General features: G+C 31.4%; 10 protein-coding genes. 2 read left to right on the top strand and 8 right to left on the bottom strand.

Going from position 1 to position 16,560, the window contains the following annotated elements:
• Positions 1 to 69: 69 nt before the first annotated feature.
• The 7 genes from FOF46_RS12810 to FOF46_RS12840 form a co-directional block, all read right to left on the bottom strand.
• Positions 70 to 2,541: a ribonucleoside-diphosphate reductase subunit alpha gene (locus FOF46_RS12810; protein ID WP_109435780.1), complete on the bottom strand. Its 2,472-nt coding sequence runs from the start codon at positions 2,539 to 2,541 to the stop codon at positions 70 to 72.
• A 303-nt stretch (positions 2,542 to 2,844) separates the two neighbouring features.
• Positions 2,845 to 3,822, bottom strand: a complete 978-nt coding sequence (locus FOF46_RS12815) for a ribonucleotide-diphosphate reductase subunit beta (protein WP_143916707.1) — start codon at positions 3,820 to 3,822, stop codon at positions 2,845 to 2,847.
• A gap of 659 nt (positions 3,823 to 4,481) precedes the next feature.
• A complete protein-coding gene (locus tag FOF46_RS12820) occupies positions 4,482 to 6,482 on the bottom strand; it encodes a thiol-activated cytolysin family protein (RefSeq protein WP_143916708.1) in 2,001 nt (666 codons plus the stop codon).
• Between the two features lie 311 nt (positions 6,483 to 6,793).
• The gene (locus tag FOF46_RS12825; protein WP_143916709.1) at positions 6,794 to 8,950 is read right to left on the bottom strand and encodes a patatin-like phospholipase domain-containing protein; all 2,157 of its coding nucleotides are present in this window, start codon (positions 8,948 to 8,950) and stop codon (positions 6,794 to 6,796) included.
• A 7-nt stretch (positions 8,951 to 8,957) separates the two neighbouring features.
• Complete coding sequence (locus FOF46_RS12830) at positions 8,958 to 10,022, bottom strand: tail fiber domain-containing protein (protein WP_143916710.1); 1,065 nt, start codon at positions 10,020 to 10,022, stop codon at positions 8,958 to 8,960.
• Between the two features lie 18 nt (positions 10,023 to 10,040).
• Complete coding sequence (locus FOF46_RS12835) at positions 10,041 to 11,072, bottom strand: hypothetical protein (protein WP_143916711.1); 1,032 nt, start codon at positions 11,070 to 11,072, stop codon at positions 10,041 to 10,043.
• Positions 11,069 to 12,175 carry a Mur ligase family protein gene (locus FOF46_RS12840; protein ID WP_143916712.1) on the bottom strand — a complete coding sequence of 369 codons (1,107 nt, stop codon included), beginning with the start codon at positions 12,173 to 12,175 and terminating at the stop codon, positions 11,069 to 11,071. The genes FOF46_RS12835 and FOF46_RS12840 overlap by 4 nt, the downstream gene beginning before the upstream one ends.
• Before the next feature lie 265 nt (positions 12,176 to 12,440).
• On the opposite strand from FOF46_RS12840, the gene FOF46_RS12845 reads away from it, so the two are divergent.
• Both FOF46_RS12845 and FOF46_RS12850 read left to right on the top strand, forming a co-directional pair.
• Positions 12,441 to 12,992: an RNA polymerase sigma factor gene (locus FOF46_RS12845; RefSeq protein ID WP_143916713.1), complete on the top strand. Its 552-nt coding sequence runs from the start codon at positions 12,441 to 12,443 to the stop codon at positions 12,990 to 12,992.
• Positions 12,989 to 13,732, top strand: a complete 744-nt coding sequence (locus FOF46_RS12850) for a tetratricopeptide repeat protein (protein WP_143916714.1) — start codon at positions 12,989 to 12,991, stop codon at positions 13,730 to 13,732. Before FOF46_RS12845 ends, FOF46_RS12850 begins: the two co-directional genes overlap by 4 nt.
• Here the strand turns inward: FOF46_RS12850 and FOF46_RS12855 are convergent.
• Positions 13,718 to 16,558, bottom strand: a complete 2,841-nt coding sequence (locus FOF46_RS12855; RefSeq protein ID WP_167571825.1) for a CHAT domain-containing protein — start codon at positions 16,556 to 16,558, stop codon at positions 13,718 to 13,720. The two genes, FOF46_RS12850 and FOF46_RS12855, sit on opposite strands and share 15 nt — an antisense overlap.
• Positions 16,559 to 16,560 lie beyond the last annotated feature (2 nt).

Below are 16,560 nucleotides of genomic sequence, written 5' to 3' on the forward strand. Positions count from 1 at the left end.
AAAATTCGAATATACAAAAAAGGGAAGCATCCTAAGAAAACTTCCCTTTTGCCCTATATAAATCTAGGTCTAAGACCCACACATTAAACAATCGTCTCCTTCGCCTTCTTTGGATTGTGCAATAATTGCACGAAGTTCTTCTGGAGTAAGCGCCGTTCCTTCTACAGGAACTGCTTCTATTTCTTGTTTTGGCTCAGCTTTGGTTGCCGCTTGTGCTTCCATTACTTGTGCAGCAGCCACAGCTACTTGCTCTGGCTTAGGAGCCTCTTTAGTTTCTTTTTTAAGTGTAAACTTAATTGCATCTACTGCAGATTTTGTTCTTAGGTAGTACATTCCTGTTTTTAATCCACTTTTCCATGCATAAAAATGCATTGAAGTTAACTTGGCCATAGTAGCCCCTTCTAAGAATAAGTTTAGTGATTGAGACTGATCGATAAAATATCCTCTATGACGAGACATATCGATAATATCTTTCATACTCATCTCCCAAACAGTTTTATATAATTCTTTTAGATCCTGCGGAATAATATCTATATTTTGTATTGATCCATTTGCACGCATGATAGCATCCTTAAGCTCATCATTCCATAATCCTAATTTTACCAGATCTTCTAATAAGTGTTTATTTACTACAATAAACTCTCCAGATAACACACGTCTGGTATAGATATTACTTGTATATGGCTCAAAAGCCTCATTATTTCCTAAGATCTGAGAAGTAGATGCTGTAGGCATTGGAGCTACTAATAAAGAGTTACGTACTCCGTTTTTAAGCACTTGCTTACGTAATTTTGCCCAGTCCCAACGACCACTTAATTCTTCATCTTTTATCCCCCATAGATTGTATTGGAAATCTCCTTTAGAAATTGGAGATCCTTCATAACTTTGATATGGCCCATCAGCTTTTGCTTCTTCCATAGATGCTGTTACTGCAGCAAAATATAGTGTTTCAAAAATCTCCTGATTTAATTTTTTAGCTTCATCACTGGTAAACGGTAAACGTAACTGGATAAATGCATCAGCCAATCCTTGCACTCCTAACCCAATCGGGCGGTGACGCATATTAGAATTTTCTGCTTCTTTTACCGGGTAATAGTTACGATCAATCACCCTATTCAGGTTTTTGGTCACACGTTTGGTAATTTTATAAAGTTCTTTGTGATCAAACTCCCCATTCTTCACAAACATTGGTAATGCAATAGATGCCAAATTACATACTGCTACTTCATCAGGGCTTGTGTACTCCAGTATCTCTGTACATAAATTAGATGAACGAATAGTACCCAGATTCTGTTGATTAGACTTACGGTTTGCTGCATCTTTATACAACATATATGGTGTCCCTGTTTCGATCTGAGATTCTAAAATCTTCTCCCAGAGTTCACGCGCTTTTATTGTTCTTCGCCCTTTTCCTTCTGCTTCAAAACGAAGGTAAGCCTCTTCAAACTCATCGCTATGAATATCAAATAAACCAGGACATTCATTAGGACACATTAATGTCCATTCTGCATCATCCTGTACTCGTTTCATAAATAAATCTGGTACCCACATTGCATAGAATAAATCACGTGCACGCATTTCTTCTTTACCATGGTTCTTTTTAAGATCCAGGAAATCAAAAATATCGGCATGCCAAGGCTCTACATATATAGCAAAAGAACCTTTACGCTTTCCTCCACCTTGATCTACGTAACGAGCAGTATCATTATATACTCTAAGCATAGGTACAATACCATTAGAAGTACCATTAGTTCCTGCAATGTATGATCCTGTAGCACGTACATTATGTATAGATAATCCAATTCCTCCTGCAGATTGTGAAATCTTAGCTGTTTGTTTTAATGTATCGTAAATACCATCAATACTATCATCTTTCATTGTCAATAGGAAACAAGAAGACATCTGTGGTTTTGGTGTTCCCGAATTAAACAGTGTAGGCGTAGCGTGTGTAAAATATTTTTTCGACATCAATTCATATGTCTCAATAGCCGCATCTAGGTCATTAGGATGAATCCCAATAGATACCCTCATAAGCATATGTTGTGGACGTTCTGCAATCTTACCATTAATCTTTAGTAAGTAAGAACGTTCTAATGTTTTAAAACCAAAATAATCATAACCAAAATCGCGATTGTAAATAATAGTAGAGTCTAATTTTTCTTTATTAGCTATAATTACATCATATACATCGTCTGCTATTAATGGTGCTTTTTTTCCTGTTCTGGGGTTTACATATTCATAAAGATCTGTAACCACTTCAGAAAATGTCTTTTTTGTATTTTTATGTAGATTAGAAACAGAGATACGAGCTGCAAGTTTTGCATAGTCAGGATGCGTTATGGTCATTGTCGCAGCTATTTCTGCAGCAAGATTATCCAACTCACTAGTCGTTACTCCATCATATAGTCCTTCTATCACCCTCATTGCAACCTTTACAGGATCAACTAACGGATTAAGTCCATAACATAATTTTCTTACCCTCGCGGTAATCTTGTCGAACATAATTGGTTCTTTACGCCCATCTCTTTTTACTACATACATACGCTTTTTTGGTTTTTAATTTTTCCTTTCACAAGGAAGTTGATGATAATTTTGTGTTCCTAATTTTACATTTCGAAAGTCAAAATAGTATCGTATTTTACTCAAAATCAGATAGTAAGAATAAACCTCTTTATTCTAAAAATAAGAGTAATTTACAAGTAAAATACAATAAATATGACTCGCCCTTTTTTGTTTGTAAGCTTTTATAAAGCTGTATCAAACTGAGCTAATCTGAATAAACAGAAGAAATGTTTTTGACTAGCTCAGAATGAATATATTATTATTTTGAGAGATTTTTAGAAATTAAAAGTCTGCATCAAAACTTATTTTATTGTCTTCGTTATCTTTATTAAGCACTCCGGCTTTTTGATATTCTGAAACTCGTTTTTCGAAGAAATTAGTTTTTCCTTGTAACGAGATCATATCCATAAAATCGAATGGATTTGCGGTTCCGTATTCTTTTTCACATTCTAATTCTACTAATAGCCTGTCTGTAACAAATTCCAAATATTGAGTCATCAATTTTGCATTCATTCCGATCAAGCTTACCGTAAGAGATTCTGTTATAAATTCTCTTTCTATATTAAGTGCATCTACAATAATTTCTCGAATTCTTTCTTTTGGTACTTTATTTACCAGGTGTTTATTATGAAGGTGGACTGCAAAATCACAATGAACTCCTTCATCTCTTGAAATCAATTCATTAGAAAAAGTAAGTCCTGGCATTAGTCCACGTTTCTTCAACCAAAATATAGAACAAAATGCTCCCGAAAAGAATATTCCTTCTACAGCTGCAAAAGCAATAAGGCGTTCTGCAAAAGAATCTGATTCTATCCATTGTAATGCCCAGTCTGCCTTTTTCTTAATCGCAGGAAAATTTTCGATTGCATTAAACAACATATCCTTTTCTTTCTCATCCTTTACATAAGTATCAATTAGCAGGGAATACGTTTCAGAATGAATATTTTCCATCATGATTTGAAATCCATAGAAAAATTTTGCTTCACTATATTGTACTTCATTTACAAAATTCTCTGCAAGGTTTTCGTTTACAATTCCGTCAGATGCAGCAAAAAATGCTAAAATATGTTTAATAAAATATTGTTCATCTTCATTAAGCTTGGTTGCCCAATCTGTAATGTCCTGGTGTAAATCAATCTCTTCTGCTGTCCAAAAACTAGCTTCCGACTTCTTATACCATTCCCAAATATCATGATGTTGAATCGGGAAAATCACGAATCGATCTTTGTTTTCTTGCAAAATAGGTTCTACTACACTCATTCTAATTTTTTTTAGCTGTTTTTTTCTTGAGATTTTTCTTTTTCTTAGGGAATAACAAAGATCAAGAAATACCTCAAAAGTTCTACTAAAAGTTAACAAACGTTTTCAACAAAGTTTTCAACACGAAGTGATTTCGGAATAAAATGATTCTTTACAAAACATCATTTAATCAATTAAAAATCAATTGCTTACATTTTTCACAAAAACGCACATAATCTGAGTTTTATTCTTAAAAAACTCTTATTTTTCACTTGCTGACCGAGTTTTATTAACAGAAAATCAAAAAGTCAAAAAAGCATCAATTTACGGTAAAACCGTAGTTGAAAAAAGTGATTATTTTAACAATAAAAAATAGATTTTTAGATGTTTTTTAAATAAAAAAAGTGCTAATTCCATTCAAAAAGCGATGAATTTAACGATTATTTTTTTTTGCAACATACTCTTACTAATTTTCATTTATTAAGTAGTCTAGATTTTCTTTAATCAGTATTTGATCATTTATTGTTATTTCAACATGTATTATTGTAATGAACGATGTTGCATACCTTAAATAAGATATAAAAAACGATTGAATCGTAATTTATATTACGATTCAATCGCTCTATTATTTATAATCTATGTTTTCTATTTTTTAATTAAAACAAACACATAGCATAACATTATTGCACGATATCTAATCCAAAGAAAATTGCTAATTTTCTTTTTATATTACCCATCCAAAAATATCCTTCTAAGCTTCTGTTTTGACTACTTCCTGTTTCTTTCATAATAGTATATCCCCCAGCCAAATTCATATAATCCCCATTGATATCTCCTTTTACAACAATAGGCTTCCCATAATCACCTTTATCACTTACTCCAGATAAATACTTTAACGCTTCACCAATATGAATTCTTCTTACTTCGTTTCTACCTAACGCAATTCTTTTATTTCCACTACGCTCTGTTACATTTACTTTCAAATCTATAGAAGCGTCTGATTTTAATAAATCTCTTTCTATCTTATAAGTAACAGAATTATTGATATTAATAGTTCTATTTTCTCTGATATGAATCTGCCTGTTTTCTCTAGATGTTACTAATGTTGTAATACGATTATTTTTGTTAAACAATTTGTTATGATCACTATTTCGATATACAAAATCTGAATGATCAATTACAATCGCATTATTATCTCTGTTTTTAGCTTGTGCAGTGGCTGTAATAATATAATCATCTACATTATCACGATCATCGCTTGCTAAACATTTTATACTTTTTATAGTTAATTTTAAATATGCTCTTTCTGAAACGGGTTTGCACTCTGTAATTGTTTGCTTAAACACACTTCTAATGGCACAAAGTGAATTATCATTAGCAAAACGAAGATTGTATCCTATAGATTTTCCATATCCTGTTCCTGCCGCATTAAAAGAGCCTTCTATATAGTTTTTAAACCCTCTTAGCATATCTGAGTTTGTAATAGATTTTACAGCATCTCTAGCATCACCTCCATAAATTAATACTTTAGCTGTAGATTCTCTCATGATTTTTTTCATATCAAAATTAGCACTACCACCTCCCTGCGTAGCTTTATTATCATAATCAACATTAAGTGCTGCTTGTATCTCGGCTTCAGAATAATTTGTATCCATCATAAGAATAGCTCTTCGTCCATAAATCACATTACTGATATATACATAATCTCCCAAGGTATTATTTAGACTAGAATCAACAAATACATTACTGCTTAAAGGATCTGTGAAAATAGAATAGTAGATCTGTGTAAAATCTACCATTATATAATTTCTATTTTGTTTTTTACTAAAATTAAATCCTAAACTAGCTTCGATACCCGATAAATCTTTATAGTATCCCGTTAATTTTATAGAAAGATCTTTTTCTGAATCAATTTTATTTACCGTATATTTAATTGCCGCACCATTAGCTTTATTTTTATTTAATCCATCGACTAGCTCTGTTACTTTTGTGGACAAATTAGTTGGTGTAGGATCACTAACTTTTATTCTTTTTCTAGAAGTAGTAATGGTAATATTAATAGGAGTTCTTTTATGTGAAGTTGAAGCATAACTTCCTCTAAGCGTAGATTCTGCATCTAATAGATTTCCTGGTTTTAACCAATCTGCATTTTGATTCATCGTTACAAAATCAATTTCACTAGTATTGACATCCATTTCATATGTTTTTGTCACACAATCTCTATTCACCTTTTTGCTACTGGTCTCTTTTTGGCGATCAGAAACTTCTCCTTCTTCGTGCATTGACAACACTACTTTATCATTGCCAGAACCTTTTGTAATCGATATATTTTTTCGTTTTGAGGGAATGATGTTATTTGTCGGTGTATTCTCAAAATTGGTTTTACCATTATTATCTTTTACACCAGACCAAGTACCTGCTGACAAATCATTACCCCAACCCCAAACACCTGTAAATTCATTACCTTCTAAAGAAAAAGAAAAACTCCCTTTTTTTGACTTATTAGTAAATATTCCTTTTAGTTGACCCTCCGAAATTGTTCCTTCTATCTTACCAACATTTGCATAATCACCAGTAACTTTATTTCCGTTTTGAGTGAGCTTTAAAATTCCGTAGGTGGTTTTCCAATTTCCCGTCCAAGATGATTTTAGTTTTTTTGGTACGCTTTTTAAATTTTTCATGGTTTTACTTTTATTTTCATTAATTCTTATTGTCCTTTATGGACATGATTCATGGTTTAGTGTAACCAGTTTAAAAAAGTAAACACCCACTATAAAAATTATAGTAGGTGTTTATAGATAAAGATTAAAAAAGGGGGTAATCTACTATTTGATTATGAATTCTTACAAAGAGATTATGAATACCTTTTTAGCATTCAGAAACATGAATATGAAGAAGGCTTCAACTTAATTTCTACGATATAACCAAATGATTTTGATATAAAAAACATCTAAATGCACAACGATCTATTAATATCTTTCTCTTTTTCTCATTAAAATTTAACCGCTAATCTCTTGGTAATTTCTCCTGCATAACTCATTTTAGACACTGAACTACTTAATGCTCTTATCCTTTTCTGACGAGCTTGTTGTTTAATATTTTGCTGCATCACTCTTAATGACATTTCTTGTGGTTTAACAACAGATCCCATTTCTTTTAAACTAACATTTGTAGCACTGTCAAAAACATTTTTAAGTACTTTCTGCAACCTCAATAATCGCCATGCAGCTATATTAGATAAAGAGTTTACTTGACTATTTGTAAGATCTATTGCTTCTATACTATTAACTGTCTTTGACAACTCCTTGAAAATACGTTCAAAAAACTCTTCTAGCGTTTCAATTTTTTCATCCCATGGCTTTTTATTAAAATTAGGGGTATGTGCATTTTGAAGAAATGTTTTAATAAACGGAAAATTAGGTGCTAATTTTCTTCTTACTTCAGATTTCAATGCATTCTCATATACTTTAGAGCTATCATTATAAACCCATAAAATCTTTGTTTTGAAACCTCCTCTTATCCCATAAAATGCATTGTTCAAGACTTCGTATTCTTGTTCATGATAGGTTATACCAGGGATTAGTCCATAAAAATCTTTATTTTTATAAGCAACTCCCCTTAAATCAAATCCATTAATATTTTCATTGTTGATTTCGTCAGGAATATCATTACCACCATGCGTTCGATTGGATAAAAGGTGGGTTTTATGTAACCCTTCAATCGTAGCTTTATATGATCTTTGGTTAAAAACCTTACCAATACCATGTCGGCCTAAGAAATTAGAAGGTAAAGTCAAATCATTTTCTCCATTGGTAATTCGAGAGACATCATGCCCAAACAACTGTAATAAAAAACTATCTGCTTTAATTCCAAAAGGAAATCTAGTATCATTTTTTAATGGTTCATCTGTATTAATAAAAACAACGATAGAGCGTACTCTTCTTTTTAAAAGAGGAATAATCCCATAATTATCTGTATATCCTCCATCACCATATGCTCTATCAACGGTTAAGGCTGGATCAAATGGAGATACAGGCCAGGTTTTAAATTTTGGGAATATTTGTAAAGCACTCAAAATATTGGAAGAATAATGATTTACCAGATGAGATAAATACCCTGGCGCCGACCCCGAAACACCCATAATGTCTTTAAGGCTTAACCGTCTATGATCATTTTCTATATTTGTTTCTACCCATTGATCATTCGGTCTTCCATCTATAGGGTTTCTATACGTATCCCAACCTATATTTTCCAGATATCCACCACCAATATTAAAATTAAAACTTCCTCTTTTACGACGATGTATACCACTATATTTTGGAGTAAAATCAACGTGTTCCCAAGTAAAATGGTTGTCTTTAACTACTGGTAATATACCTTCATTAGTAATTTTTGTATAATCTTGATTCATTGCACCATTAACACACATATAAGGTCTACTTTTTTCGACAGTATAAAAATCATGTTGATTCAAATGGTTATTTCTACGGGTAAGTTTTGTAATATCGCGGTCTTTCCATGTTGTATGTCTATTATTATTCAATCTAAACTTCTTAAGAAAAACATCTCCAACAATATTACTAAATGTTTCATCGACATCAGCTCCATCAAACACTTTTGAATACTGACTTAATAATCGATGATTAAGTCTAGAATTTGCGATACAATGAGCAAACATTTCGGATCTACTATTAATGGTATCTAAGCGTCTAGCTGTCATCTGCTCTGGTGCTGTATAAGCTCCTAAAAAATGAGTGTCATTAAAACCTTTTGGCAAATATGTATAAGGTACTATCGCCCAACTTCCTCCAGATATAGAACCAGTATACCTTATTTTAGATTGTAATTTCATTTTATGTATTGCCTGTAAGTACCCCAACGATAAAGATGCTGAGCGTGTGCCCCCACCACTAAATGCTAATCCAACATTTGGTCGATTTATAATCTCTGATTCATCCAACTCAGGAAAATTAAATCGTGAACTAGTCTTATATATTGCAACCTTGGTTTTAGGGCCTATAAGATTTCCAAAAAATCGAATAGAATTATCAAGATATGTCCCTATCTTTCCTGTAACCTCAAGACCAACATCATAAACATTTTTTGCACCTTCTATTAGTGCTCCTCCTATATTTTGTAAAAAACCCATAGCTCTTTTATTTTATGATTTTAGATTGTAACTCATTTATCATTTGTTGCTGTTCTTTTATAGCCTCTACCAGAATAGGCAAAATACCCTGGTAGTTTAAAGACTTTTCTCCATTCGTGTCGGTTGATGCAAGTTCTGGTACTATTTTTTCGACCTCCTGAGCGATAAAGCCATATTGTTTTTTGTGCTCTACATTTTTGGTTTGCTTTGCCTTTTCATTCCAATCATAGGTTACTCCATTTAAAGAAGAAATAGCTTCAATCGGATTTACTATACTTTCTACATTTTCTTTAAACGCAACATCTGATAAGGTTTTATAAGCCTGTGTCCCTGCTATTGATCCGTTTACTTCTAACTCATGTGTTGGATTTTCTACTCCGATACCTACTTTTTTACTTCCTAAAAAGACATTTAATACTCCTTTTCCATTACTATCAAAATGAAAACTATCCTTCTTATCACTATATCTTAACCCCCAATTCGAGAAGTTTTTGGAGTGAGAAAGTACCATTTTGTCAGGATTAGATGTTCCGCTTTCAAATAAATATTGAGCAGGTTCATTTCCATTTTTAAACTGAATATTCTTTACATCTAATTGATTTGCATTCGATGTTTGATTGCCAGATGATGACGCCCCTGATTGTCCTAAGATTCCTTTTAATGTAGTACCATCTTTGAAAATAATATCTTGTTTTATAGGGTCGATAACAAGAAGGTCTGTATTTGATTTTCCTTTAAATACTATCTTCCCAGGAATGATTTCTTCATTTTTCCATCCAAAAATCTCCAAATCTTTAATTTGTCCTTCAACACCATTTAATTTACTAGCATGAACACTTTTTACACGCATATAACTATCACTAATTATTGTTCTGCCACTTTTACCATAAAGGCTAATGTGACTATGGCTAGGTGCTGTTGAGTCTCCAAGGGTTAAGGCCCCATTAGATGATAGTTTAGCCGTTGCTTTACCTTTTGTATTTTCAATAATTAAATCTTCTCCGTTTTTAATTCGAAGATCGCCTTCAATTTGTACTTCTTTGTCTGTTAAAATAACATCTGCTTTTTTCATTTTTATTTGATTTATGGTTTATATAAAATTTGATTTATTTGAATCTGAAGCATCAAAATGCTTGAAATAAAAGTTATCTGTGAATAGGTCTTTATCAACCATGGTAACGTGTAGTTTTCCGTTAATCCCAGGAGTCGATGCGATAGGGTTTTGATCAGGAGTAAGGTTACAATATGTGATTCCTTCTAATTCGTCACCTTCAAAAATAGCTCCTCCTGGAAAAGGAATATAATTGGTTCTTTTTATGATTTTTTTATATACAAATTGTCTTCCTGTATACATATCAAAACCTAATAACCCCGCATCACCATCCCTACTATCACTCAACAAATAGAGGTTGCCATTGGGACTAAAACACCCTCCCTGAATTCGTTTTAATTTGAAGTTTTGAAAATTGGAGTCAAAAAGTGGAAATCTATCCAAAAAATGAACTCCTGTAATCTCTTTACCTTTGGTTTCTAATTGATATACAAACAACCCTTCTTTTGAATCAAAGTCAAAATTACTAGTGAATAATCGTTTAGTCTTTGGGTCAATTGCACACCAGGGAAAACCATGTTGATCATCATTTTTGATATCATAATCATATAGGCATTTTAATGTTTGGCAATCGTGGACAGCAATTTTTGGAGGGCGTTTTCCTTCTAAGGGAACAAAAACCTTGTTTTGATATATATCTATATCCCCCATGTGATCGTATCCTTTACCATTTTGATAAAGCCTTGAAGGAATGCCCGCATTATTACTCTTTTTTGTTTTGGAAGTAATTTTAGTGGTTAGCGGTATTTTAAAAAGATTATGTCGATTAGTAAAATACCAATATTGATCATCATGAGCCGCTCCTTGACTATTATCTCCCCATTCTGGATCAATTTTGGCAGGAAACTCTGCACTTTTTGTTAGTTTGTGAGGAGCTTGACAAGAGATCATCCAATTTTGTAATGAAATAAAATCTCTATTCTTATAAAATGGATTTAACCATTGTCTAAATGCTATTTTTTTATTGTAAAAACTGGTAAATAATTGCCTTATAGATGTCGCCGAATTCATATACTAATATTTTTAACTAATTGATAATCCCTTATTTCAACTCCTTCAAATACATAGGTATCATCTCCCATCCCAAGAACTAAAATGACAGCTCCTTTAGGGGCATTATAAACAGCATACTTAATTGCTTTCTCTCGTTCCCGAATTTTGATAAGACTAGAATCTTCTTGCGCTATTTGATCTAGAATAGAAGTTGTAGATTCACTTCTGGATTGGTCTTCTGTAATAATAACAACATCACTGTAACGTTTTGCAATCTTACCCATCAATGGTCGTTTGGTTTTTGATCTATCTCCGCCACAACCAAACACAGTCCAAACAGAAGCATATGACTTTAGTTGTATATCTTTAAGTAAGCACAAAAGACCTCCTGGGTTATGCGCAAAATCAATTATGATGTCTTTATCATATTTTTTAATACGATGATGTCTTCCGCGGGGAAGTGAGAATCTTTTTGAAATTCCAATTGCTGATTTTATAGATATCCCCGAACTATCGGCACAAAGAATTGCAGCGCAAAAATTAGGAATAAACACTGCTGAGGGGATGCATATCTCTGAAAACCTCTGACCCTTATAATAAAGAGAGAAATACACCCCATTTTTATTATTATTTTCAATTTCATACCGACAATGGGCTTCTGATTCTGGTCCAAAAGTCAACACAACACAATTCGTATGTTCTTTTACAGATGCTAAATATTTATGATTTGTAATTGCGACACCATTCTCTTTGAGATGTTTTGAGAATAATTTTAATTTGGTCTGTCTATACTCCTCATAATTTTCATGATACTCAGTATGTTCATAATTAGAAATTTTGGTAAGAACCGCCATATCAAGCTCAATATCATCATACAAATCATTCTTAAGAAAAGGGCTATGAGCTTCAAAATAGATATCGCAGTTCGGAGTATTAAACCTAGCTTCTTCTAACAACAATGCTAAAGGATCATTTTGTCCTAATCTATCGATGCGTTCCTGATTTTTCCAAAATCCTCTGGAACCATAGGTGTAAATATTTTTATGGACATTTTTATATAACTGCTCTAAGAAATAAAGCGTAGATGTTTTTCCATTTGTTCCTGTAACCCCAATAATCATTTCTCCTTTGTTTTTAGTTTAGTGTCAAAGAAGATTCAAAGGTTAACATCAGGATCTTATTTTTTTAGAAAAAAATTATCTACCCTTTTTTAGTCATAATAATTTCTGGAAAGATTAAATCAATTTGATGTCAGAATCATAATTATGATCTCTTAGCTTCATCCTTTATTATATTATGTTCTTTATCCATTTTTAAAAGGTTAACATTGTTTTTAAGAATTCTTATATTAGTTTTTTGTTAACCTTTACCATTCCTTCTACATTAATGATTGAAGAACAAATACTAATTTTACTAAAAAAGGGAGACTCCCAAACGTTAAAAACCATATATCAAGAGTATCGTGATGCTTTCTTACATTTTGCAAAGCGTTATGATATTGCAACCGAAGATGTAGTAGATGTGTATCAAGACGCAATTATTGTACTGCGAGAAAATGCCATTCAAGGAAAAATAGTTGGACAGAATAGTAGTATTAAGACATATTTATTTGGAATAGGGAAATTCATGATTTATAAGAAATTAAGAGCTTCGAAAAAAATGATAAAGGTAGAAGATCAAAGTTTTTTTGAAAATGAAGAAACGGGACAATTGTTATCATATGAAACAACAGAAACAAATAAACAGCAACAATTAGTACAACAAGCTTTGAAAAAAATAAGTGCTAAATGCAAAAAGGTTTTAGTATTATTCTACAGCCAAGGTTATAGTATAGAAGAGATTATGATTGCTGAACAATATGAAAATAAAAATGTAGTAAAAAGTCAAAAATCAAGATGTTTAAAATCCCTGAAACAATTAATTAACCCCAACATATGATGGATAAAGAAACATTAATCATAAAACATTTTGAGGGTACCCTTTCTACGGAAGAGGCTAAATTATTTGATCAATTTATAAAAGAAGATCCTGAGTTTGAAAAAGAAGTTTATTTTCAAACTGATGTGCAACTCGCCTTAAAAAAAGAGGAAGAATCAGAAATTAAATCACTATTTGAAAAACTCGAAGAAGAATACACTAATCCCAAAAAAACATCCAAAAAATTTGGGGCCGCAAAAATTTGGATTGCAGCTGCTTCTATTGCTATTCTAATAGGATGTGGAGTTTGGTTCGCATTACAAAACAGTACTATTGCCGGTGAAGATCTATACGCATCTTACTTCCAACCTTATCAAAATGTGGTACACCCTTTAATTAGGGGTAAACAAGAAAAAGATCAAAAAACACTAGCTTTTGAAGCTTATGAACGTGGTCAATATGATGTTGCCAGTGAATTATTTGATAAATTATACCAAAAACATCAAGAACCATATTATCTATTCTATAAAGCTAATGCTTTGATGAAATTAAATCGTATACAAGAAGCTATTCCATTACTAGAAAAACATCTGACCACAGATGACAGCTTAAAGGAAAAATCAGTTTGGTATCTTGCTTTGTCCCATCTAAAAACAAAAAACTACCCACAATCTAAGTCTTATTTAAAAGAGATTATACAGGATAAAAAATACAACTACAAAAAGGCAAAAGAGCTTTTAAAAGGGCTAAACAACCTTTGAGTTTTGAAGTTTTGATTTTCTAATTCTTAAAAACAAAAGCAGAATTACGCAAAATGATACTCCAATTACCAATAATCTATTTCTATTCTTTGTAGCTATAGGATGTATAGCACCACTAACTTTAAAACCACCCCAGAAAAAGGGATGTTTCATTGACTCGTCTTCAGTATTTTCTAAATATTTTCTTTTTGCTACAGCCATAGCTACATCTTTAGCATTACCTTGATCAAGAGCTTCATAATAATATTTCATTAAAACTGAAGTTGTCCTATCATCAACTTTCCACAGTGTTGTGGTCAATGAGGATGCTCCCGCATAATAAAACCCTCTTGCCAGACTTAACATCCCCTCCCCTTTCATAATTTTACCATAACCGGTTTCACAAGCACTAAGCGTGACTAACTCTGTACTAATATCATACGCATATAAATCTTTTACATAAAGCTTACTGTTCTCATCATCCTCGATATTTTTACTAGAAAATGCCAAATAGGAATAGTCAGGATTAACATCATCAAAAAAGCCATGAGTCGCCAAATGTAATATATCATACTGACTTGATGTAGTTTTAAATGTACTTAGAGAAGCTTCTTGATCTATAAACACCTTACCTTCAAAGTAGTTAGATATTTGATGAGCTTCATTTGTATTATATAATAATTGTCCTTTTGATTCTTCTCCAGTAAAAACAGGAGCAAACACTGCCATCTTTCGAGTATTTTTAAACTGTTTTTGTTGCTGTTCTTTGTATAAAGTTACAGAATTGGCATAACTAATTGAAAAATCAAAAATGAGATAATCTCCTTGTTTATTTGATTTGGACAAAGCTCCAAAAGGTATATATTGAAAAATTCCATCTGGAATAATTAGTAATGAATTTGTTTCTTCGGGAAGTGCTTTTTCTACAAAATCTTTAAAGATGGGCAGTGATAGTTCTTCATTATTGAATTGACTATTATAATTATATGACACAATCTCTTTATTCCAGTTTTGTATGTTGTCTTTTTTAGAACCGTCTATAGGAAATCTAAAAAACCTTGAATTATCTCTTGATACAGAAATGATATATACATCATTCTGAGATAAAAAATAACTCATCATTCCTTGATTTTTTTTTAATATTTCTCCTTTTACCTCATCTAAGGAAACTACTTTAGAATTATATTTTAGCTTGTAATATTTTGGGTATTCATTTTCAATTTTTTTTATAAAATCATAGTATGTTTTTCGAAGTTGATAAAGCCTAGACAAACTATTTTTTTTGGATACACTATCTCTCGTTTTATATACTACTTTTTCAAGCGAATTTAATTGGGTTTGATAAATTTTTTCTTTCTGAATTATTTTATCCGGAACACCACCAAAATTTCTTGCATTTGTTTTTCGTATTGCTTCTATAAGATATATACTTTTACTTTTCTCTGAGAAATAAAATGCATCGTTTATGTAGTCCTGTTTTTGGGTTATTTGATGAAGATCGAAAGCAATTTCTGTCATTAAATGAAAAGCAGGATAAATATTATTAATCAACAACTCTTTATCTAAAAGGTTTTCAAACTCTGGCTTCATTTGATCCAAAGTTTCTATGATTTTATAAGAAGTAGTATTAGCTTGCCTTAGATATTCTATCTCTCCTTCTTTTAGATACACTTCTTTTAATGCCTTTAGTTTTGAAAATAAAACTTTTATCAAAACTTGTTTTGATAAAACATAGTCTACATTAGGAGAACTCTTGAAATTTTTGTCCTGAAATTCAGGAGCTAGTTGTGTTAAGGCAATTTGATAGTGTTCGAGAGCTTTATGTGGTAATTTCTTGGCAAATAAAAGATTTCCAAGATTAACATAAGCCTTAGCAATGTCCTGATGTTTTTTATGATGATAATATTTTTTTGTCTGAAAGAGATATTCATCATAAAAAAATTTAGCTTTTAAAAAATCTTTTTTCTGCAAATAAATATCTCCATAGAATTGATTGGATGTTCTTTGAAATGGATCGTTTTCTATATAGAACTTATTACTTTGATTCAAAATGATTAATGCACTATCTAACTCTCTCTTTGCAATGTAATCTTTAGTTAGTATTTTTTGAATTGAAATAATTGTGTTTTTAAATCTTTTTTCACCCTCTATCTCATATTTTTGAACATAAAAGTCTAATGCTTGTTTTGCAAATACAATAGATTTATCATATTTCTTTTCATTTAAATATAGTGCTGCAATGTACATTTTCATCCCTGCATTTGCACTCTCACTACCATTATTCAAATTCTTCTGATAGAATTCTCTTGCGATGGCATGTTTTCCAAGGTTTTTATAAATAGAAGCAAGATATATATTTGCATTAAATATCTTTTTTGAAAATTTATTTGATCCTAAAGAATCTGCTACATGTATTAATCTCTTAAATTGATGTTGTGAGCTTGTATAATTTTTCAATTTATAATTATAAACTCCTTTTTTAAATAGTAAATCAATTTTATAGTTTTCCTTCTTCTCGAGACACTCAAATAATGGATCGTTTTTGAAGATTGAATCTGTTCTTTTTAAATTTTTTGATATTCCGTACAAATCAAAATGATAGTTTGCATTAGAAATCAGTTTAAACAACACCTTTAATTTATGAGGTAAATTGTGATTTTTATTAGCTATTTCGAAGCTTTTTTCTAAATAATATTCAAGACTATCTTTATCTTGATATAAGAATTTGACCCCTTTGACATAAAGGGAATCAAATTCTTTTACCTGTTTAATAGTACTACTTTGGCCAATGGCTAAATTGATATAACATAGAAATAACAAAAAGCTAATTTTCAAACTATTTCTCATAG

It is taken from the genome of Aquimarina algiphila (genome assembly GCF_007489275.1).
Taxonomy (GTDB): domain Bacteria; phylum Bacteroidota; class Bacteroidia; order Flavobacteriales; family Flavobacteriaceae; genus Aquimarina; species Aquimarina algiphila.